The 19,121-nt window shown below is 62.3% G+C and carries 20 protein-coding genes; 11 read left to right on the top strand and 9 right to left on the bottom strand.

Annotation, left to right across the window (positions count from 1 at the left end; genetic code table 11):
- Positions 1-22: 22 nt before the first annotated feature.
- From HOY34_RS13545 to infA, 5 genes are all read right to left on the bottom strand, one after another.
- On the bottom strand, positions 23-1,330 hold the full coding sequence (locus tag HOY34_RS13545; RefSeq protein WP_172363711.1) for an MFS transporter: 1,308 nt from the start codon (positions 1,328-1,330) through the stop codon (positions 23-25).
- Positions 1,331-1,544: 214 nt separating this feature from the next.
- Positions 1,545-1,736, bottom strand: a complete 192-nt coding sequence (locus HOY34_RS13540) for a DNA gyrase inhibitor YacG (RefSeq protein ID WP_172363709.1) — start codon at positions 1,734-1,736, stop codon at positions 1,545-1,547.
- The gene (locus HOY34_RS13535; protein WP_172363707.1) at positions 1,733-2,773 is read right to left on the bottom strand and encodes a ribonuclease E/G; all 1,041 of its coding nucleotides are present in this window, start codon (positions 2,771-2,773) and stop codon (positions 1,733-1,735) included. Before HOY34_RS13535 ends, HOY34_RS13540 begins: the two co-directional genes overlap by 4 nt.
- Positions 2,770-3,345 carry a Maf family protein gene (locus tag HOY34_RS13530; RefSeq protein ID WP_172363705.1) on the bottom strand — a complete coding sequence of 192 codons (576 nt, stop codon included), beginning with the start codon at positions 3,343-3,345 and terminating at the stop codon, positions 2,770-2,772. The genes HOY34_RS13535 and HOY34_RS13530 overlap by 4 nt, the downstream gene beginning before the upstream one ends.
- Before the next feature lie 12 nt (positions 3,346-3,357).
- Complete coding sequence (gene infA, locus HOY34_RS13525) at positions 3,358-3,576, bottom strand: translation initiation factor IF-1 (protein ID WP_045389309.1); 219 nt, start codon at positions 3,574-3,576, stop codon at positions 3,358-3,360.
- Positions 3,577-3,783: 207 nt separating this feature from the next.
- Between infA and HOY34_RS13515 the strand changes: the two genes are divergently transcribed.
- The 10 genes from HOY34_RS13515 (at position 3,784) to HOY34_RS13470 (ending at position 13,733) form a co-directional block, all read left to right on the top strand.
- A complete protein-coding gene (locus HOY34_RS13515) occupies positions 3,784-4,224 on the top strand; it encodes a tellurite resistance TerB family protein (protein ID WP_172363701.1) in 441 nt (146 codons plus the stop codon).
- 329 nt (positions 4,225-4,553) lie between these two features.
- Complete coding sequence (locus HOY34_RS13510; RefSeq protein WP_172363699.1) at positions 4,554-5,324, top strand: ABC transporter ATP-binding protein; 771 nt, start codon at positions 4,554-4,556, stop codon at positions 5,322-5,324.
- A gap of 12 nt (positions 5,325-5,336) precedes the next feature.
- The gene (locus HOY34_RS13505; protein ID WP_172363697.1) at positions 5,337-6,047 is read left to right on the top strand and encodes a substrate-binding periplasmic protein; all 711 of its coding nucleotides are present in this window, start codon (positions 5,337-5,339) and stop codon (positions 6,045-6,047) included.
- 47 nt (positions 6,048-6,094) lie between these two features.
- Positions 6,095-6,808, top strand: a complete 714-nt coding sequence (locus HOY34_RS13500; protein WP_172363695.1) for a transporter substrate-binding domain-containing protein — start codon at positions 6,095-6,097, stop codon at positions 6,806-6,808.
- A 155-nt stretch (positions 6,809-6,963) separates the two neighbouring features.
- Positions 6,964-7,845: an ABC transporter permease gene (locus HOY34_RS13495; RefSeq protein WP_172363693.1), complete on the top strand. Its 882-nt coding sequence runs from the start codon at positions 6,964-6,966 to the stop codon at positions 7,843-7,845.
- Positions 7,842-8,672 (top strand): ABC transporter permease, encoded by an 831-nt coding sequence (locus tag HOY34_RS13490; protein WP_172363691.1) that lies wholly within the window; start codon positions 7,842-7,844, stop codon positions 8,670-8,672. Before HOY34_RS13495 ends, HOY34_RS13490 begins: the two co-directional genes overlap by 4 nt.
- Positions 8,673-8,883: 211 nt before the next feature.
- Complete coding sequence (locus HOY34_RS13485; protein WP_172363830.1) at positions 8,884-10,218, top strand: glutamine synthetase family protein; 1,335 nt, start codon at positions 8,884-8,886, stop codon at positions 10,216-10,218.
- A gap of 89 nt (positions 10,219-10,307) precedes the next feature.
- Entirely contained in the window at positions 10,308-11,018 is a 711-nt protein-coding gene (locus tag HOY34_RS13480; protein ID WP_172363689.1) for a type 1 glutamine amidotransferase, read from the top strand.
- Positions 11,019-11,057: 39 nt separating this feature from the next.
- Complete coding sequence (locus HOY34_RS13475) at positions 11,058-12,413, top strand: glutamine synthetase family protein (RefSeq protein ID WP_172363687.1); 1,356 nt, start codon at positions 11,058-11,060, stop codon at positions 12,411-12,413.
- Positions 12,414-12,431: 18 nt separating this feature from the next.
- On the top strand, positions 12,432-13,733 hold the full coding sequence (locus HOY34_RS13470) for an NAD(P)/FAD-dependent oxidoreductase (RefSeq protein WP_172363828.1): 1,302 nt from the start codon (positions 12,432-12,434) through the stop codon (positions 13,731-13,733).
- A gap of 99 nt (positions 13,734-13,832) precedes the next feature.
- Here HOY34_RS13470 and HOY34_RS13465 read toward each other — a convergent pair whose 3' ends face one another.
- The 4 genes from HOY34_RS13465 to betI form a co-directional block, all read right to left on the bottom strand.
- Positions 13,833-14,072 (bottom strand): HP1242/YdcH family protein, encoded by a 240-nt coding sequence (locus HOY34_RS13465; protein ID WP_172363685.1) that lies wholly within the window; start codon positions 14,070-14,072, stop codon positions 13,833-13,835.
- A gap of 82 nt (positions 14,073-14,154) precedes the next feature.
- The gene (gene betA / locus HOY34_RS13460; RefSeq protein ID WP_172363683.1) at positions 14,155-15,804 is read right to left on the bottom strand and encodes a choline dehydrogenase; all 1,650 of its coding nucleotides are present in this window, start codon (positions 15,802-15,804) and stop codon (positions 14,155-14,157) included.
- Positions 15,805-15,918: 114 nt separating this feature from the next.
- Positions 15,919-17,373, bottom strand: a complete 1,455-nt coding sequence (gene betB / locus HOY34_RS13455) for a betaine-aldehyde dehydrogenase (protein ID WP_172363681.1) — start codon at positions 17,371-17,373, stop codon at positions 15,919-15,921.
- Entirely contained in the window at positions 17,370-17,957 is a 588-nt protein-coding gene (gene betI, locus HOY34_RS13450) for a transcriptional regulator BetI (protein WP_172363679.1), read from the bottom strand. Before betI ends, betB begins: the two co-directional genes overlap by 4 nt.
- A 140-nt stretch (positions 17,958-18,097) precedes the next feature.
- On the opposite strand from betI, the gene choX reads away from it, so the two are divergent.
- Complete coding sequence (choX, locus tag HOY34_RS13445; protein ID WP_172363677.1) at positions 18,098-19,027, top strand: choline ABC transporter substrate-binding protein; 930 nt, start codon at positions 18,098-18,100, stop codon at positions 19,025-19,027.
- Positions 19,028-19,121: the final 94 nt, after the last annotated feature.

The following is a 19,121-nucleotide window of genomic DNA, read 5'->3' as shown; positions in this document are numbered from 1 at the left end:
TTTTATTGATATGACGGGCGGCTCAGACCTCTTCGCGGCCCGAAGCAACGATACAGATCAGCGTGATCACCGCCGCGGCCAGCAGGTAATAGCCGACATAAGCCATGCCGTAATTCGCCTGCAGCCAGGTCGCGGCATAGGGGGCCAGCGAGGCGCCGAAAATGCCCGCAAAGTTGAAGGTGATCGACGATCCGGTATAGCGCACCCGCGTCGGGAAGGGCGCCGCCAGCACGGCCCCGATCACGCCATAGGTCAGCCCCATCAGGAACATGCCGAAGGTCACGAAGAGATAGATCGAGCTTTCATCCTCTGCCGTGCCCTGCATCAGCGGGCCGAGGAAGAACGAGAAGATGCCGATCAGCACAGTCACCACAATCAGGAAGCTGTAGCGGCCAACCCGGTCTGCAATCTTGCCCGCAATCGGAATCGCAATCCCGAAGACGATAGAGCCGAAAATCTGGATCAGCAGCGCATCCTTGAACGGGATACCCAAAGTCTTGATATTATAACCAAGCAGCCAGGCCGAGCAGATATAGAACAGCACAAAGGTCACCAGCGCCACGAAGGTGCCCAGGAACAGGCTGCGCTTGTGGTTTTTGAACACCTCGGCGACAGGCACCGACACGCGCTCTTCTTTCTCGATGGCTTTGGCGAATTCCGGGGTTTCGGAAATCGACATCCGCACCCAAAGCCCCAGGGCGATCAGCAGGATCGAGGCAAGGAAGGGCAGACGCCAGCCCCAGGCCATGAACTGCTCTTCCGAGATGAAATGCAGCAGGATCCAGAAGAAGCCCGACGAAAGGAACAGCCCGACAGGCGCGCCCAGCTGCGGGAACATGCCATACCAGGACCGCTTGCCCTCGGGCGCGTTTTCCGTCGCCAGCAGCACCGCGCCGCCCCATTCACCGCCAAGGCCAAAGCCCTGACCAAAGCGGCAAAGCGCCAGCAGCAGGGGCGCCGCGACGCCAATCTGCGCGTAGGTCGGCAGCATGCCGATGATGACGGTCGAGACCCCCATCGTCAAAAGGGCGGCAACCAGCGTGGCCTTACGGCCGATGCGATCCCCGAAATGGCCGAACACAATGGCGCCGAAGGGACGCGCAAAGAAGGCGATCGAGAAGGTCGCAAAAGAGGCCAGCAGCGCCGTCATCGGGTCAGAGCCCGGGAAGAACAGCGCCGGGAAGACCAGCACGGCCGCGGTGGCATAGGCGTAGAAGTCAAAGAACTCGATGGTGGTGCCGATCAGGCTCGCAAGCAGCACACGCCGCGGAGAGTTCGCCGGCCCCGCCTTGGTGGCATCAGCGCCACCGGCCTGGGAAATGTCTGTCATTTTTCATTCCGGGTAATTTTATTGCATTGGCGGCGCGTTTTTCGCAATCCGCGCCCCAGGCGTTCGCGGTAACGCTTTGCACAGTTCTGTGAAAGCGGCAAAGCGCAGGTGACTGGCCGGGTTGCAAAAATTGCATAACTGCACAAGACCCGCCCCCGGAAGAGGCGGGCCTTGCGGAACGCAGACCTGAAGATTTCGAAATGGCCGCTTTACGTCACGGCCGAGCAGATGCGCCCGGCCCCTGCGCGTCATCATCGGGGATTTCGGCATCTGCATCCGGGCTTTCGGTCCCGGCGATGCGATAGCTGCCGCCCAGCCAGCGGGCCAGATCGACATCGGCACATCGTTTCGAGCAAAAGGGCCGGGACGCCGCCTCGGTCGGCTTGCCGCAGACCGGGCAGGTCACGACCAGAGCTCGCTTAGCGGCAGACGTTCGCGCCGCCGGGTCAGCTCGAAGAGGCCCAGCCCGCTCCAGCCGGCAAGGGTTGTCTCGCCGCCGGTTTTGAAGGCGGCGCGGATCACCTGCTCCAGGATATTGCGGTCGCGTTTCGGCATCGGCGCAAAGTCGATTACGACCTGACCGCCAAGGCCACGCAGGGCCAGCTGGCGCGGCAGCTCGCGGGCCGCGGCGATATTGATCTTCAGCGCAGCCGCAGGCGAGGTATCCGGGCCGGTGTTCACATCGACCGCCACCAGCGCCCGCGTCGGCTCGATCCAGATATGGCCGCCACCGGGCAGACCAACGCGCGGGTCCAGCAGCTCATCCAGCGCATCGGCCACGCCATGATCGCCAAAGCAGCCGGGCTCTTCGATCACCTCATCGGGCGCGGGATCGCCCCATTCGCGCCAGGCCAGCTCATGTGCGCCCGGCGCATCCAGCAAGAGTTCCGGCCCGCCCGACAGATCGGCAAGCACCGCCTCGGAAAGGCCGCGCAGCTGGGCGATGTCTTCGCTGATTTCCTCTGGCTCTGCCTGTTGGCAGACCGAGCGCAGGATCAGCCCCAGATCCGGGGCCGCCCCCTGCATCGCCGCAGTTGCAAGACTGTCCAGCTCTTCGCGCAGTTCCTCATCGCGGATCCGGCGCGAAATGTTCAGGCCGGGGGCACCGGGCGTGACAATCGCATAGCGCGATTTGAACAGAACCCGCGTCGAGACCGGGATCGCCTTGCCAGGCTCGGCCGGGCCGCTGACCTGGACGATCAGCCGCTGGCCGGGTGCAATGCCCGAAATCTGGCGCAGAAAACCGCTGCCGCCATCGGGCAGTTTCACGAAAATCCCGCCCTGCCCTTTGACAGGCCGATCCGCCACCGCGCGGTAAATCGCGCCCGGCGCGAAACCCGGCTCTGCCGGATCAATCGCCAGATCTTCCAGGCGACCGTCAACCAGCACAGCCGCCGCCTCGCGCCCGTCGATCATATCGAGAAGAACGACCCGACCCTTCATGCCTGCCTCCAGACCGGCCAGCCTGCGGCCGTCAAAAGCTGCGCGGTCTCGGCGACCGGCAAGCCCATAATTCCGCTGTAACTACCCGATATCCATGGCAAAAACGCGCCAGCCAGCCCCTGGATACCATAGCCGCCCGCCTTGCCCTGCCATTCATTGCTGGCCAGATAGGCGTTCATCTCATCATCCGAGAGGCGCTTCATCTTCACGACAGAGAGGCTTTCGCGGGCCCAGATACGCTCACCGCGCCGCAGGGCGACGGCGGTTATCACCTCATGGCGACGCCCGCCCAGAAGGGCCAGGAAAGCAGCCGCCTCTGCCGCATCGCGGGGCTTGCCCAGGATCCGGCGGCCAAGCGCCACCGTGGTATCGGCGCAAAGAACGATGTCATCGGGATCAGACTGAACCGCCAGCGCCTTTTCACGCGCCAGCCGCGCCGCATAGGGACGCGGCAACTCTCCCTTGCGGGGATCCTCGTCGATATCGGGCGGCGAGATCAGGTCGGGAACAATTCCCATTTGCGCCAGAAGCTCTTTCCGGCGCGGCGAGGCGGATCCGAGGATCAGTCGCAAAGCAGGGGTCGCTTACTTGAAGCGATAGTTGATGCGACCTTTCGAGAGGTCATAGGGGGTCATTTCCACCTGCACCTTGTCGCCAGCCAGAACGCGGATGCGGTTCTTGCGCATCTTGCCTGCCATGGTTGCGATCAGTTCATGGCCATTGTCGAGTTCGACCTTGAATGTCGCATTGGGCAGGAGTTCCTTCACGACACCGGGGAATTCGAGAATGTCTTCCTTGGCCATGTTCACTCCGAAATAGAATAAGGGCCCGCAGGAACTGCAGGCCTTCTGCGCCGCGCATATGCGCCTTGCGCAGGGGCTTTACAAGCGTTTTCTGGCTTTTTGTGCCGCGGCCGGGCGCGAGGGCATGGATCTGACCCGCAAAACTGTGACCAAAGAGGCCCGCCGCTGGCGCTGGCGCGGGGCCTGGTTTCGCGCTAGAATTGCCCCATGATACAGAACCTTTTGCGCCAGTTGCTGGCCCCCGCCCCCGAGCCTTTGAAAGACACCGATGCGCGGCTGGCTCTGGCGGCGCTTTTGGTCCGGCTGGCGCGTACAGACGGGCTTTATGCGGTTGAAGAGGTCGAGCGGATCGACCGCGTGCTGATGCAGCGCTTTCAGCTGGACGCTTTTGGCGCAGCCGCCCTGCGCGCTGAGGCCGAGGCGCTGGAGGCAGAGGCCCCCGATACCGTGCGCTTTACCCGCGCCCTGAAGGCCGCCACCAGCCCCGAGGAGCGCAGCGATCTGATGCAGGCCCTGTGGTCTGTGGCCCTGGCCGATGGCAGCCGCGACCCCGATGAGGATCGCCTGCTGCGCATGGTCGCCAGCCTCTTCGGGCTGAGCGATGTCGAAAACGCCCTGGCGCGGCAAAAGGCCGAAAAGCAGTCGTAGGCCGCAAACTGCAGCAAACCGCCGGAAACCATCCCCCCCGGGGCTTCGGCACATCGGGGGGATTCGTCACAGCGGGGGGGGATTCGCCGCAAAAGCGGCGCCGCAGATCCTGCAGCGGCGGCGCATCCCCGGCCCGGCCGCAACTGCCAGATTGCCGCGCAATACGCTGCAACTTGCAGCGGACAAACCCGGCGGGGGCGCAAAACCGCATTGCAAACCGCCTTTTTCTGCGCCCTACTGGTGCAAAGGCAGTCTGGCATTGCCGCGCATCACGTGCCAGATAACAAGCCGCCAATAACAAGTCGTTAACAGGGGAAGATCCAGGTTTTATGGCAGAAGTGCCCGTTATCGAGATCCGTGGTCTGCACAAATCATATGGGCCGCTGGAAGTGCTGAAAGGTGTCGACCTCAGCGCGCCACGCGGTCATGTGATTTCGCTGATCGGCTCATCCGGCTCTGGGAAATCAACGCTGTTGCGCTGTTGCAATCTGCTGGAAGACAGCCAGCAGGGCGATGTGATTTTTGAGGGCGAATCCGTGCGCTGGAAAGGCGAAGGGCTGCGCAGGCACCCGGCTGACCGCGCCCAGGTCACCCGCATCCGCACCAATCTTTCGATGGTGTTCCAGCAGTTCAACCTCTGGGCCCATATGACGATCCTGCAAAACGTCATGGAGGCCCCGGTCACCGTGATGAAGCGCGACCCGGCCGAGGTCGAGGCGAAAGCCCGCGAATATCTGGCCAAGGTCGGCATTGCCGACAAGGCCGATGCCTGGCCTGCGCAGCTCTCGGGTGGCCAGCAGCAACGCGCCGCCATCGCCCGGGCCCTGTGCATGGAGCCACGCGCCCTGCTGTTTGACGAGCCGACCTCAGCGCTGGACCCGGAACTTGAGCAAGAGGTCGTCAAGGTGATCAAGGCCCTGGCCGATGAGGGGCGCACGATGATCCTTGTCACCCATGACATGCGGCTGGCCGCGGATTGCTCGGATCATGTGATCTTCCTTCACCAGGGCCGGATCGAAGAGGAAGGCCCGCCCGGGCAGCTGTTCGGCCAGCCAAAGTCCGAGCGGCTGCGCGGTTTCCTCTCGGCCACTATGGTCTGAGGCGAGGCCCTGATGTCCTGTATAGCCAGTATCTCAGCCATTTCCGCCACCGTCTGGCTGGCCGCCAGCGGCCCCGAAAAGCCGCTGGTGATCGGCACCGAGGATTCGTTCCCGCCCTATATCCTGCGCGATGAGGCGGGCAATCTGTCGGGCATGGACTATGAGATCATGATCGAGATCTGCACCCGCAACGCGCGTGACTGCGAATGGCGGACCGCACCCTTTTCAGAGCTGATCCCGGGCGTCGCCGAGGGGCGCTTTGACGTGGTTCTGGGGGGCATGGCAATCACGCCCGAACGCCGCGCTCTTGTCGATATGTCGATCCCCTATTCCAGCGGCGGCGCGGCGGAATGGTTTGTCGGCAAACCGGGCGCACCAGAGCCATCAGAGGCGAGGATCTCGGTCGAGGCGGGCACCATGCAAGAGACATGGCTGCGCAAAGAGGCGCTGGATTTCCGCAGCTACGGCAGCGAGGCGGCCGCGCTGAACGCAGTCGCCAGCGGTGCCGCCGATCTGGCGCTTGGGCCGTTCAATGAGCGCCCCGACCTCGAGCATCTGATATTCGGCCAGGGGCTTGGTACGCTTTATTGGGTGGAAATTCCCGATGAGGGCACCGGGATCGCCGTCTGCAAGGGCAGCGAGCTAAAGGCGATGATCGACCACAGCATCCAGGCGATGGAAGCTGACGGCACACTGGACAAACTGTATAACGACTGGTTCTGACAAAAGGGCCAGCCCCCATAACCAAAAGCAATCTTCGGGAGATGAAAATGAAGAAACTGCTGCTTGCCACCGCCCTTACCGCATTTGGCGCCGGTATCGCCGCCGCCGATCCGGTGCGTATCGGCACCGAGGGCGCCTATGAGCCCTATAACCTGATCAACGACAAAGGCGAGCTGGACGGCTTTGAGATCGTTCTGGGCAATGAGCTGTGCAAACGCGCGGGCCTGGAATGTATCTTCGTCAAGAATGACTGGGATTCGATCATTCCGAACCTGCAGTCGGGCAATTACGACGCGATCATGGCTGGCATGTCGATCACCGACGAGCGCCGCGAGAAAATCGCTTTCTCGGAAAACTACACCCAGCCCTCGCCCTCGTCCTATGCGGCGATGTCGCCCGATACCCCGATTGATTCCGGTGTGATCGCGGCCCAGGTCGGCACCATCCAGGCCGCGCATGTCGCCGCCTCGGGCGCGCAGCTGCTGGAATTCGCAACCCCCGATGAGGCCGTGGCCGCCGTGCGCAATGGTCAGGCCGCAGCCGTGATGGCGGATGAGGACTTCCTGCTGACCCAGGTCGGTGACGGGCTGGAAATCTTCGGCGAGGACGTTTTGCTGGGCGACGGCATCGGCATCGGCCTGCGCAAATCCGACACCGAGCTGAAGGCGAAATTTGACGCTGCAATCCAGTCGATGAAGGCAGATGGCTCGCTGAACAAGCTGACCGATGAGTGGTTCGCCGGCAACTACACCCCCTTCTGATTTAAGGGTATTATGGCGGCAGGATCGGGACTGAGATCCCCCTGCCGCCTGCCCGCCTTAATCCCGCCGCCGCGCCTGACACCATCCTGCGCGGCGGCGACATCTGACCAACACGTGGCTTTGCACCCGCATGGCCGCCGCGCCAGGGCCGTTCCATGTTTGAATATTGTGCCGAGCCAAAGACACTGGAAGGGCTGACCTGGCTCTCGTGTTATCTGACGACGCCCAAACATATGGAGTTTTACTACTCCTTCATCACCGTGATGGCGCTTCTGGTGGTCGCGGCCCCGGCGGCGCTGGCCTTCGGTTTTGGCGGTGCGATGGCCTCGCGCTCGCATTTTGCGCCGGTGCGCTGGCTGGGCAAGCTTTACACCGCCATGGTGCGCGGCATCCCCGATATCGTGTTTTTCCTGTTCTTCGTGATCGCGCTGGACCAGGGGCTGGAATGGCTGACCCATCAGATCCGCTGCCCCGACTGGACAGAGCCGGTGCGCCAGGGCCTTGAATTCCGCGTCTGCCCGGCGGCCAAAGTGCCGCCGAACAATGCCTCGCCTTTCGTGCATCAGGCCTATGCCTTCGCGCTGGCCGTTCTGACATTTGCCATTGTTTTCGGGGCCTTCGCGGCCAATGTTCTGAAAGGCGCCATGGATGCCGTGCCCCGCGCCCAGATCGAGACCGCCGAGGCCTATGGCATGAGCCCACGCCAGACCTTCCGCCGCATTCTGGTGCCGCAGATGTGGACCTATGCGCTGCCGGGCCTGTCGAACCTCTGGCTGATCCTGATCAAGGCGACGCCTTTGCTGTTTCTGCTGGGCATCCAGGACGTGGTCTATTGGGCGCGTGAGATGGGGGCCTCGAAATCGGCGCGCTTCGATTATCCGCATGGCGACTGGCGGCTTTACTACTTCCTGGCGCTGCTGGTCTTTTATCTGACCCTGACCCGGGTCTCTGAGATCGCGCTTTCGCGGCTGTCGCGCCGCCTCAGCCATGGCCAGGCCACCCGCGCCGGCGAAACCCTTCGGAAGGACGCGGCATGACCTGCTGGGAAACCGTTCAGGCCTATTGGCTGCGCTCACTGGGATTTGGCCAGAATGCGCTGCCCACCACCGATATCACCCTTTGCGATCAGTTCGTGCTGATCGGCTCGGGGATGCTGTGGAACCTTTACTTCGGGCTGCTGGCGCTGGCTTTGGGCTTTTGCTTTGCCATCGCGCTGGCACTGGCCAAGGCCTCGCACCGCAAATGGCTGCGCAAACCGGCCGAGTGGTATATTTTCATCTTCCGCGGCTCGCCGCTCTTTATCCAGTTCTTCCTGGTCTATTTCTTCATCACCACGGTCCTGCGCGGCTCTGTTGATGTGTTTGGCCTTTTCACCATCCCCACCGCCTGGATGGCCAGCGCCTGGGCCGGGGCGGCGTTCACGCTGTTCCTGAACACCTCTGCCTATAGCGCCGAGATCTTCTACGGGGCGCTGATGACGGTGCCGCGCGGCGATCTGGAGGCCGCCGACGCCTATGGCATCACCGGGCGTGACCGCTTTTTCCGCATCGAATGGCCGACCATGCTGCGCCTTGGCTGGCCCGCCTATACCAACGAGGCGATCTTCCTGTTCCACGCCACCACACTGGTGTTCTTCTCGGGCTTCCCGGCCTTCCAGCAACGCGGCGACGCGCTATATTACGCCAATTACTTCGCCGATAAGACCTTCAACCCCTTCATCTCTTATCCGATCGTTGCCTTCTATTTCATCATTCTGACGCTTTGTCTGATCGGCCTCTTCGGCCTTATCAACCAGAGGCTGAACCGCCACCTGCCCAGCCACCAAAAGCGCAGAATTCGCTTGCGTCCTCAGCTGATCCGGTAGTAGCCTGTATTTGATCAAATTATCCGGGCACCCGCCCGGACCCGCTCGACCACAGCGTTTCAATCGGGGCCATATGCCCGGCGGGAGAGGCGATCAAACCAAGGGAAGGACCAGAAGCATGGTCTGAGACCTTGCGCATCATGTGGGCCGGGAAACAGGCCATCACAGCGGGGCGCGGGTATCGTCTCCGTGCTTGCTGACTGAAATCATGATGAAGGACTGGCTCAGAAAACACCCGCAGGTTCGCACGATTCGTGTGGCTGCGGCCGATCTCAACGGGCAGGCGCGTGGCAAACGCGTCCCGGCACGTTTCGCCGATAACGTGGTGAAAAGCGGCATTCGTTTCCCCTATTCCGTTCTGAACCTCGACATCTGGGGCGAGGATATCGACGACAGCCCTCTGGTATTCGAAGAGGGCGACCAGGACGGCACCCTGCGCCCAACAGAGCGCGGCTTCATGCCGATGCCCTGGCTTGAGGCCCCTTCGGCCCTGCTGCCGATCTGGATGTATCGTGAAAACGGCCAGCCCTATGAGGGCGATCCCCGGCACGCGCTGCGGGCGGTGGTTGACCGCTATAAAGAGCGCGGCCTTACCCCCGTCTGCGCGATGGAGCTGGAATTCTTCCTGATCGACGATTCCGGCAAATCGCTGCAGGTGCCGCTTAGCCCGCGCTCGGGCAAGCGCCGCAAGGCCGCCGAGGCGCTGTCGATCCGGGCGCTTGACGCCTTCGACGTCTTCTTCACCGACCTCTATGACGCCTGCGAGGCGATGGATATCCCCGCCGATACCACCACTTCGGAAACCGGGCTTGGCCAGTTCGAGGTCAATCTGATGCATTGCGACGACGCGCTGCGCGCCGCCGATGATGCCTGGCTGTTCAAGATGCTGGTGAAGGGTCTGGCGCGGCGTCACGGTTTCGCGGCCAGCTTCATGGCGAAACCCTATCTGGATTACTCTGGCTCGGGGCTGCACACGCATTTCTCGGTGATCGACCGCAAGGGCGACAATGTCTTCGATTCCGGCGGCCCGAAAGGCACCGCCATGCTGCGCCATGCGGTGGCCGGCTGTATGGAGGCGATGCATGATTCCACCCTGCTTTTCGCCCCCCATGCGAACAGCTATGACCGCCTTGTCCCCGATGCCCATGCCCCCACCGCGATCTGCTGGGGCTATGAGAACCGCACCGCCGCGATCCGCATCCCCTCGGGCAACCCCCAGGCCCGCCGGATCGAGCACCGCGTCGCAGGCGGCGATGTGAACCCCTATCTGATGCTGGCCGCCATTCTTGGCGCCGCTCTGTCGGGGATCGAGGATCAGAAAGAGCCCGTCGCCCCGATCAGCGGCAATTCCTATGCGCTGGATCTGCCGCAGATCCCAACGACCTGGAAAGACGCCATCGACGCGTTTGAACACTCACCGCATGTGAAGCGTTTCCTCCCCGAGGAGATGATCCGCAATATGGTGATGACCAAACGCCAGGAGCTGCATTACACCGCCGAGCTTTCGCCCGAAGAGATGGTCGAGCTTTATCTCGATACCGTGTAACGCTTTCAGCCCGGCCCCTCTTGACCAAAGACGGGGCCGGGCACACGATTGATGCGACAGTCAAAACCCAAATTCTCAGGCCCTTCCCCATGATCATCGGCATCCTGCAAACCGGAGCCTCGCCCGACGCTCTCAAACCCACGATGGGCGATTATCCCGATTTTTTTGAGCGCCTGCTGGCGGATCGTGGCCTCGATTTCCGCCGCTATACCGTGATGGAGATGGAGTTTCCCGCCTCCGTCCATGACTGCGACGGCTGGCTGATCACCGGCTCGCGTTTCGGTGCCTATGAGGATCACCCTTTCATCAGGCCGCTGGAAGAGTTCATCCGCAAGGCCTATGCCGAACATGTCCCGGTGGTCGGCATCTGCTTTGGCCATCAGATCATCGCCCAGGCGATGGGTGGCAAGGTCGAGAAATACAAAGGCGGCTGGTCGGTCGGCCCGACGGATTATCATTTCGGATCCGGCCCTGATGCTGAAACCATCACCCTGAACGCCTGGCACCAGGATCAGGTGGTGGAAAAGCCAGAGATGGCGAAGGTGATCGCCTCGACCGATTTCTGCTCGAATGCCGGGCTTTTGTATGATGACCGCATGCTGACTGTGCAGCCGCATCCGGAATTTAAGAAAGACTTCATCGAAGGGCTGATAAAATTCCGCGGCCCCGGCCTTGTGCCGCAGGATATTCTGGATGCCGCGACCGAGAAGATCGACGCCCCCCTGGGGACGACCAAAATGGCCGAAAAAATCGCTGATTTCTTTCTTTCTCACCAGACCAGGACCGGCCAGGGCGCCTGATGCGCCCCCTTTCGCCCGGCCCCAACCAGAGTGTGACTCATGTCCAAATGGACCGAAAAACTGCCCGCAGCCGCAAGGGACTATATCGGCAACCGCCGCGTCGATGAGGTTGAATGCGTGATCGGCGATATTGCCGGTGTGGCGCGTGGCAAGGCCATGCCCGCTGCGAAATTCGCAAAGCAAACCAATTACTTCCTGCCGAATTCGATCTTCTTGCAAACCATCACCGGCGAATGGGCCGACAGCCCCTTTGATGCCTTCACCGAGCCGGACATGATCCTGGAGCCGGACTGGACCACCGCCACCGCCGCGCCCTGGACCGCCGATATCACGCTGCAGGTCATCCATGACGCGAAGGACCAGCAGGGCAATCTGGTGCCCTTCAGCCCGCGCAACGTCCTGCGCCGCATCATCGGCCTTTATGAGGCCCAGGGCTGGAAGCCGGTCGTCGCCCCCGAGATGGAATTCTTCCTGACCGCGCGCAATATCGACCCGAATATGCCGGTGATCCCGCCGATGGGCCGCACCGGGCGTCGCGCGGCCGGAAAACAGGCCTATTCGCTTTCCGCCATCGACGAATATGGCAAAGTGATCGACGACATCTATGATTTCGCCGAGGCCCAGGGGCTGGAGATTGACGGCATCCTGCAAGAGGGCGGCGCGGGCCAGATCGAACTGAACCTGGCGCATGGTGACCCGCTTGAGCTGGCCGATCACGTCTTCTTCTTCAAGCGGCTGATCCGCGAGGCGGCGCTGCGCCATGACTGTTTTGCGACCTTCATGGCCAAGCCCATCGCGGGCGAGCCTGGCTCGGCCATGCATATCCACACCTCGATCGTGGATTCGAAATCGGGCAAGAACATCTTCGCAGGGGCCAAAGGGGCCGAGACCGAAGAGTTCAACCATTTCATCGCCGGCATGCAAAACCACATGGGCGCAGCGATTGCGCTGATGGCGCCCTATGTGAACAGCTACCGCCGCTATGTCCCTGATTTTGCAGCGCCAATCAATCTGGAATGGGGGCGCGACAACCGCACCACCGGGTTGCGGGTGCCGATCTCTGGCCCGGCAGCGCGGCGGATTGAGAACCGTCTGCCGGGGATGGATTGCAATCCCTATCTGGGCATCGCGGCAACGCTGGCCTGCGGCTATCTGGGCCTGATGGAGAAGAAGGCCGCCCGGCCCGAATTCACCGGCTCGGCCTATATCGACTCGGATGAGATCCCGGTGAACCTGGGCGATGCGCTTGATCTTCTGGATGAGGATGAGGCGCTGAAAGAGGTGATGGGCGTTGATTTCATCAAATGCTACGATTCGGTGAAACGCAACGAATACAAAGAGTTCCTTCAGGTCATCAGCCCATGGGAGCGTGAGCACCTGCTGCTCAACGTCTGATCGCGGGGAAAGATGGCACTGAATCTTCTTCACGCCAATGACCGGGCGGGACACTATCCCGACAGCTGGTATGCGGCGACACGTGTGGCGCTTGAGGCTTTCCCCAAAGCCTCGGGCGAGATCCGCGCCGATGTCTGTGTGGTTGGGGCCGGATATACCGGCCTTTCAGCCGCGCTGCATCTGGCGCAAAAGGGCCTGTCGGTCGTGGTGCTTGAGGCGCATCGCGTCGGCTTTGGCGCCTCTGGCCGCAATGGTGGCCAGGTGGGCTCTGGCCAGCGCCAGGACCAGGACTGGCTGGAAAATGTCGCGGGCAAGGCGAATGCCCGCAAGCTCTGGGATCTGGCGCAGGATGCCAAAGCGCTGGTGCGCGATCTGGCAGCCGGGATGGAGGGCGTCGATTACCGCCCCGGCATCGCCCATGGCTGCTGGAAGCAGTCAGAGGTCGATCACGCAAAGGCCTATGCCGAAAAGCTGGCCCGCGACTATGATTATCACGAGGTCGAGCCGCTGGACCGTGCCGGGATCCGGGCGCTGGTGGGCTCAGAGGCGTTCAGGGGCGGCGATATTGACCGCGGCGCGGGCCATATCCACGCGCTGAATTTCGTGATTGGCCTTGCGAAAAGGGCCGCGGCGCTCGGCGTGCGGATTTATGAAGAAAGCGAGGTCACCCGGCTGATCTATGGCGAAAAGCCCGTGGCGGAAGCGGCCCAGGCGCGGGTGATCTGCGATCATATGGTGCTGGCGGTGAACGGCTATGTCGGCCCGCTGGAGCCGAAGATCGCCGCGCGGGTGATGCCGATCAACAATTTCGTCATTGCGACCGAGCCTCTGGGCGCAAAGGCAAAAGAGGTTCTGGCAGAGCCGATTGCCGTTCACGATACCAAATTCGTGGTGAATTACTGGCGTCTTTCCCATGATGACCGGCTGATCTTTGGCGGCGCGGAAAGCTATGGCTACCGCTTTCCCGATGTGGCGAAGGTGGTTCGCAAGCCGCTGCTGGAGATCTATCCCCAGCTGGCCGAGACAAAGATCGACTATGCCTGGGGCGGCACGCTGGCGATCACCGTCAACCGCATGCCCTGTTTTGCGCGGCCGGCGAAGAATGTGTTCTCCGCCTCGGGCTATTCCGGTCATGGTGTTGCGCTGGCAACGCTGGCAGGCAAGCTGATGGCCGGGGCGATTGCCGATCAGGCCAGCACCGGCTTTGATCTGATCGCCGATCTGCCGCATCGCCGCTTTCCCGGCGGTCAGGCCCTGCGCTGGCCGCTGCTGGTGACCGCGATGACCTGGTTCTCGCTGCGCGACAGGCTGGGATTATAGGTGTAAGGGGCCCTGCCCCTTATTCCCCAGATCACCAAAATCAAACAGGCCGCGAACAATCGCGGCCTGTGTCGTTTCCTGCGGGTGCCAAAGACGCCCTCAGCGATCCTGGATCATCGCATAGATCTGATCCTTGATCCGCGAGCGGGTGCGGCGCAGCCCATCCTCATGCTCGTCAGACACAGTATCAATCCGGCTTTCCGCGCGGTGAACCTGATCGTTCACCTCGTCATATTCCTCAAGCAATTTGGCAAAGCGGGGGTTCGAGACCTTCAGTTCGGTGATGCGGGCCTCTTCGCCCGGAAATTCCTCTTGCAGCGTGTGGGGCGTGTTCGACATAGACAGTCTCCTTCCTTGGTGTTGAGGAAAGGTTAAACCCAAACCCATCACATCACTTTGACGCGGATCAATTCAACGAAATTCATCGCTGCGCCGTCGCCCAGGCGGGATTTATCCAGGGCTCATTGTTCAAAGGCGCCAGGGGCTGGCGGCCCAGGATGTGATCGGCGGCCTTTTCCCCGGTCATGATCGAGGGCCCGTTCAAGTTGCCATTGGTGACCTGCGGGAAGATCGAGCTGTCGGCAAGCCGCAGCCCCTCGACCCCGATCACCCGGCATTCGGGGTCAACCACCGCCATCGGATCGTCGCGCCGCCCCATCCGCGCGGTGCCGCAGGGGTGATAGGCGCTTTCCGCATGTTCGCGGATGAAGGCGTCGATCTCGTCATCCGACTGCACGCCCGCGCCCGGCTGGATCTCTTGCTTCACATATTGCGCCATTGGATCCTGCGCGAAGATCTCACGCGTCAGCCGCACGCAGGCGCGAAAATCGACCCAATCCTCGGGGTCGGACATATAGTTGAAGCGGATCACCGGCGCATCCTCTGGCCGGTCGGACCGCAGGGTCACCGAGCCGCGCGATTTTGAGCGCATCGGCCCGACATGGACCTGGAAGCCATGGCCGCCCGCCGCCGCCTTGCCGTCATAGCGCACGGCGATGGGCAGGAAATGATACTGGATGTCAGGATATTCCACCCCCGCCCGCGAGCGGATAAAGCCGCAGGCCTCGAACTGGTTCGAGGTGCCGGGCCCACGCCCCAGGAACAGCCAGTTCGCGCCAACCCAGGCTTTCCCCAGCAAATTCCAATACTTGTAAAGCGTAATCGGCTGGGTCGCCTGGAATTGCATATAGATCTCCATATGGTCCTGGAGATTGGCGCCCACGCCGGGGCGGTCCGCGACGACCGCGATCCCGTGCTCTTTCAGATGCGCCGCCGGGCCGATCCCCGACAGCATCAGCAGCTTTGGCGAGTTGATCGACGAGGCGGCAAGGATCACCTCTGCGCCCGCGCGGATCACCTGACGCCCGGATTTGGTGTCAACCTCAACCCCGACGGCGCGGCCGTTTTCAATCACCACCCGCCGCGCAAGCCCGCGCACCACCTGCAGATTTCCGGTCTTCATCGCGGGCTTCAGATAGGCATTGGCCGCCGACCAGCGCCGCCCCTTCCAGATCGTCGCCTCCATCGGGCCGAACCCCTCCTGTTGGCGGCCGTTATAATCCTGGGTGACCGGATAGCCCGCCGCCGCCCCCGCCTCGATGAAGGCGTTGAACAGCGGATTGTCACGCGGGCCACGGGTGATATGCAGCGGGCCGTTCTGCCCGCGCCATTCCGCACCCTCGCCACCGTGAGAATGCTCCATCCGTTTGAAATAGGGCAGCACATCGGCATAGGACCAGCCCGAGGCCCCCATATCGGCCCAGGTGTCGTAATCTTTGGCATGGCCGCGCACATAGACCATGCCATTGATCGAGGACGAGCCGCCGATCACCTTGCCGCGCGGGGTAGCCAGAACCCGGCCGCCCAGATGCGGCTCTGGCTCTGATTTCAGGCCCCAGTCATAGACCGGCATGTTCATCGGATAGGACAGCGCACCCGGCATCTGTATGAAGGGCCCGAAATCCGAGCCGCCAAATTCGATCACCGTGACCCGCTTTCCGGCCTCGGTCAGACGGTAGGCCATGGCGCAACCGGCCGAACCCGCACCCACAATCACATAATCGGCGACCATGTTCGCTTCTCCCTCCGGGCAAAGGCAGGCCGTCTGGCGAAATTGCTTTCACCAGCCAGGGCCCGCCCGGCCCCGTTTCCAGATTGTCCGGGGATCAGCCCCGGCGCTTTGACATCAGTAAGGTGCGTCGACCGGGCCAAGGCCCAGATAGACCGACTTCACCTGAGAATAATGCTCGATGGCGGCATGGCCGTTTTCGCGCCCGACGCCCGACATTTTCGCGCCGCCGAAGGGGGCCTCGACCGGGGTCAGGTTATAGGCGTTGATCCAGCAGGTTCCCGCCTGCAACTGGCCGATCACCCGATGCGCCCGGGTGATGTCACGCGTGAACACCCCTGCCGCCAGGCCGAAATCGGTGGCATTGGCGCGGGCGATCACCTCTTCCTCGGTCTCGAAATCGAGCACCGCCATGACAGGGCCAAAGACCTCTTCGCGGGCCAGCTCCATCTGGTCGGTGACATCGGCGAAAACGGTCGGCTCGACGAACCAGCCGTCATTTGCCGCGCCGCGCCCGCCACCTGTCACCAGCCGCGCCCCTTCGGCCTTTGCCCGGGCAATATAGCCGGTGACTTTCTCCAGCTGCAGCGCCGAAACCAGCGGCCCCATCTGCGTTTCATCATCTTGCGGGTCGCCCATGCGGATCTTCACCGCCCGCGCCGCCAGCCGCGCAAGGAACTGATCTTTCAGCCCTTTTTGCACGAAAACCCGCGTGCCGTTCGAGCAGACCTGACCGGATGAGTAGAAATTCGCCAGCATCGCCGCGCCGACCGCATCCTCAAGGCTGGCGTCATCAAAGATGATCAGGGGGGATTTTCCGCCCAGCTCCATCGTCACATGGCGCAGTCCCTCGGCCGCTTTGGCATAGACCTTCTGCCCGGTCGGCACCGAGCCCGTCAGCGACACCTTTGCCACCCGCGGATCAGAGATCAGCGAGGCCCCCGCCGCGCCGCGCCCCTGCACCACGTTGAAAAGCCCCGCAGGCAGCCCGGCCTCGATATAGATCTGCGCCAGTTGCAGCGCCCCAAGAGGCGTAACCTCTGAGGGTTTGAACACCATCGCATTGCCCATCGCCAGCGCGGGCGCGGATTTCCAGCAGGCGATCTGGCTGGGGTAATTCCAGGCCCCGATGCCGACGCAGACGCCCAAAGGCTCGCGCAGGGTATAGACCATGTCCTGGCCCAGCGGGATCGTCTCGCCCGTCACCGTGGGCGCAAGGCCCGCGAAATATTCCAGCGCATCCGCGCCTGAGGGCCAGTCGGCAACCCGCGTCTCCTGGATCGGCTTGCCGGTGTCCAGCGTTTCCAGCTGCGCCAGCTCCTCGCCCCGCTCACGGATCAGCGCCGCCGCTTTTGACAGCACGCGGGCGCGGTCGACCGGGCGCATGCGGCCCCAGGCCTGTTGCGCAAGCGCCGCCGAGGCCAGCGCCCGTTCAATCACCGCAGGCGTCGCCTCATGCAGGCGGGCGATCACCTCACCCGTGGCCGGATAGAGAACCTGGATTTCAGCGCCCGCGGCGTCCTCGACCCATTCGCCGTCGATGAAATGGCTCGCTTTGGGTTGCGCTTTCATGCCTGTTCGCCTTTCCTCAGTTCCGCTTCGAGATAGGATTTCGCCATCCGCGCCGCGCCCTCACCATCGGGGGTGCCCGATTTCAGCACCTCGCGCAGGTAAAGCCCATCGATCATCGCGCCAAGCGCCTCGGCCAGTTCGAGGGCGCGATCCCCGGCCAGCTCGCGCAGCGGGGCCAGCAGATTCGAACGCAGTCGCCCCTGATAAATCGCCAGAAGCCGCCGCGCGCCCTCAGAGGTCTGGGCCAGAACCCAGAAATTCAGCCAGGCCCCCACCACCTCACGGCGGAAGTTTCCGGGGCTGAAAGAGGCCCGCAGAACCGCCCGCAGCCGCGCCTCTGCGCCTTCGGTCACCGCCAGCGCGCCGCGCACCTCGGCCCCGTAAAGCGTCAGGATATGCCGCATTGCAGCAAGGAAGATTTCTTCTTTGGAACCAAAGTAGTGATGCGCCAGCGCAGGCGACATCCCGGCCCGTTTCGCAATCTGGCTGACCGTCACATCCAGCGACCCGGTCTTGCCGATTTCGACAATGGTGGCTTTGATCAGCGCATCCTTTCGGATAGGCTCCATTCCAAGCTTCGGCATCTGCCCATATCCAACAAAACTCTTGCCATATGGGAAAAGCATGAAGTTTATTGACTCGTCAATCAACAATAACTTTCAACTGACACTGCCTTAATGCGCCAATGGCGCCCGGGCAGGCCAACAGAGCCAGGGGATCTCTCATGAACCTTCGTTCCATTCTTCTTGCCAGTGCTGCGATTGTTACTCTTACCGGGGCCGCCCAGGCGGCGGGCTGCGATAAGATCGTTTTCTCGGATGTCGGCTGGACCGATATCACCGCAACCACTGCCGCCACGACCGGGATTCTGGGCGCTCTGGGCTATGAGACCGAGGTCAAAATGCTGTCGGTGCCTGTCACCTATGCGGGCCTTGCCGAGGGCGATATCGATGTATTCCTGGGCAACTGGATGCCAACGATGGAGGCCGATATCGCCCCCTATCGTGAGGCTGGCACCGTCGATACGGTCCGCACCAATCTGACCGGGGCGAAATATACGCTGGCCACCAATAAGGCAGGCGCGGCGCTTGGGCTGAATGATTTCGCGGGTATCGCTGCGCAAAAAGACGCGCTTGAGGGCAAGATCTACGGGATTGAGGCCGGAAATGACGGCAACCGCCTGATCCTTGACATGATCGGCGCCGATCAGTTCGGCCTTGGCGGCTTTGACATCGTTGAAAGCTCGGAACAGGGGATGCTGGCCCAGGTCGAGCGCAATACCTCATCCGACAAGCCGATCGTCTTCCTCGCATGGGAGCCGCATCCGATGAACTCGAATTTCGAGATCACCTATCTGGCGGGCGGTGATGAGGTTTTCGGCCCTGATTTCGGTGGCGCGATTGTGGCGACGAATACCCGTAAGGGCTATGTCGCAGAATGCCCGAACACCGGCAAATTCCTGGAAAACCTGGAGTTTTCGCTGGCGATGGAAAATGAGATCATGGGCGCGATCCTCAATGACGGCACCGACCCGAATGAGGCGGCAAAGACCTGGCTGAAGGCCAACCCCGAGGCGTGGAAGCCCTGGCTTGCGGGCGTCACCACCAAAGACGGCGGTGATGCTGTGGCTGCGGTCGAGGCCAGCCTGAACTGATCTCTTTCGACATTCGGGCATAAAACCCGAACAGGGGCCGGCCCGCCCGGCCCCGCCTGCACCTCGCGGCAAGGGCGGGCGTTTTGCGCTTAGC

Source organism: Pseudogemmobacter hezensis (assembly GCF_013155295.1).
GTDB classification, from domain to species: domain Bacteria; phylum Pseudomonadota; class Alphaproteobacteria; order Rhodobacterales; family Rhodobacteraceae; genus Pseudogemmobacter; species Pseudogemmobacter hezensis.
Note: the sequence above shows the minus strand (reverse complement) of the source record. Positions and strands in the feature narration are given on the sequence as shown.

Bases quoted from the DNA above. Each gene is read 5' to 3' on its own strand.
- HOY34_RS13545 (WP_172363711.1), bottom strand. From the start codon at position 1,330: ATGACAGACATTTCCCAGGCCGGTGGCGCTGATGCCACCAAGGCGGGG.
- HOY34_RS13535 (WP_172363707.1), bottom strand. From the start codon at position 2,773: ATGAAGGGTCGGGTCGTTCTTCTCGATATGATCGACGGGCGCGAGGCG.
- infA (WP_045389309.1), bottom strand. From the start codon at position 3,576: ATGGCCAAGGAAGACATTCTCGAATTCCCCGGTGTCGTGAAGGAACTC.
- HOY34_RS13515 (WP_172363701.1), top strand. From the start codon at position 3,784: ATGATACAGAACCTTTTGCGCCAGTTGCTGGCCCCCGCCCCCGAGCCT.
- HOY34_RS13510 (WP_172363699.1), top strand. From the start codon at position 4,554: ATGGCAGAAGTGCCCGTTATCGAGATCCGTGGTCTGCACAAATCATAT.
- HOY34_RS13505 (WP_172363697.1), top strand. From the start codon at position 5,337: ATGTCCTGTATAGCCAGTATCTCAGCCATTTCCGCCACCGTCTGGCTG.
- HOY34_RS13500 (WP_172363695.1), top strand. From the start codon at position 6,095: ATGAAGAAACTGCTGCTTGCCACCGCCCTTACCGCATTTGGCGCCGGT.
- HOY34_RS13495 (WP_172363693.1), top strand. From the start codon at position 6,964: ATGTTTGAATATTGTGCCGAGCCAAAGACACTGGAAGGGCTGACCTGG.
- HOY34_RS13490 (WP_172363691.1), top strand. From the start codon at position 7,842: ATGACCTGCTGGGAAACCGTTCAGGCCTATTGGCTGCGCTCACTGGGA.
- HOY34_RS13485 (WP_172363830.1), top strand. From the start codon at position 8,884: ATGAAGGACTGGCTCAGAAAACACCCGCAGGTTCGCACGATTCGTGTG.
- HOY34_RS13480 (WP_172363689.1), top strand. From the start codon at position 10,308: ATGATCATCGGCATCCTGCAAACCGGAGCCTCGCCCGACGCTCTCAAA.
- HOY34_RS13475 (WP_172363687.1), top strand. From the start codon at position 11,058: ATGTCCAAATGGACCGAAAAACTGCCCGCAGCCGCAAGGGACTATATC.
- HOY34_RS13465 (WP_172363685.1), bottom strand. From the start codon at position 14,072: ATGTCGAACACGCCCCACACGCTGCAAGAGGAATTTCCGGGCGAAGAG.
- betA (WP_172363683.1), bottom strand. From the start codon at position 15,804: ATGGTCGCCGATTATGTGATTGTGGGTGCGGGTTCGGCCGGTTGCGCC.
- betB (WP_172363681.1), bottom strand. From the start codon at position 17,373: ATGAAAGCGCAACCCAAAGCGAGCCATTTCATCGACGGCGAATGGGTC.
- betI (WP_172363679.1), bottom strand. From the start codon at position 17,957: ATGCCGAAGCTTGGAATGGAGCCTATCCGAAAGGATGCGCTGATCAAA.
- choX (WP_172363677.1), top strand. From the start codon at position 18,098: ATGAACCTTCGTTCCATTCTTCTTGCCAGTGCTGCGATTGTTACTCTT.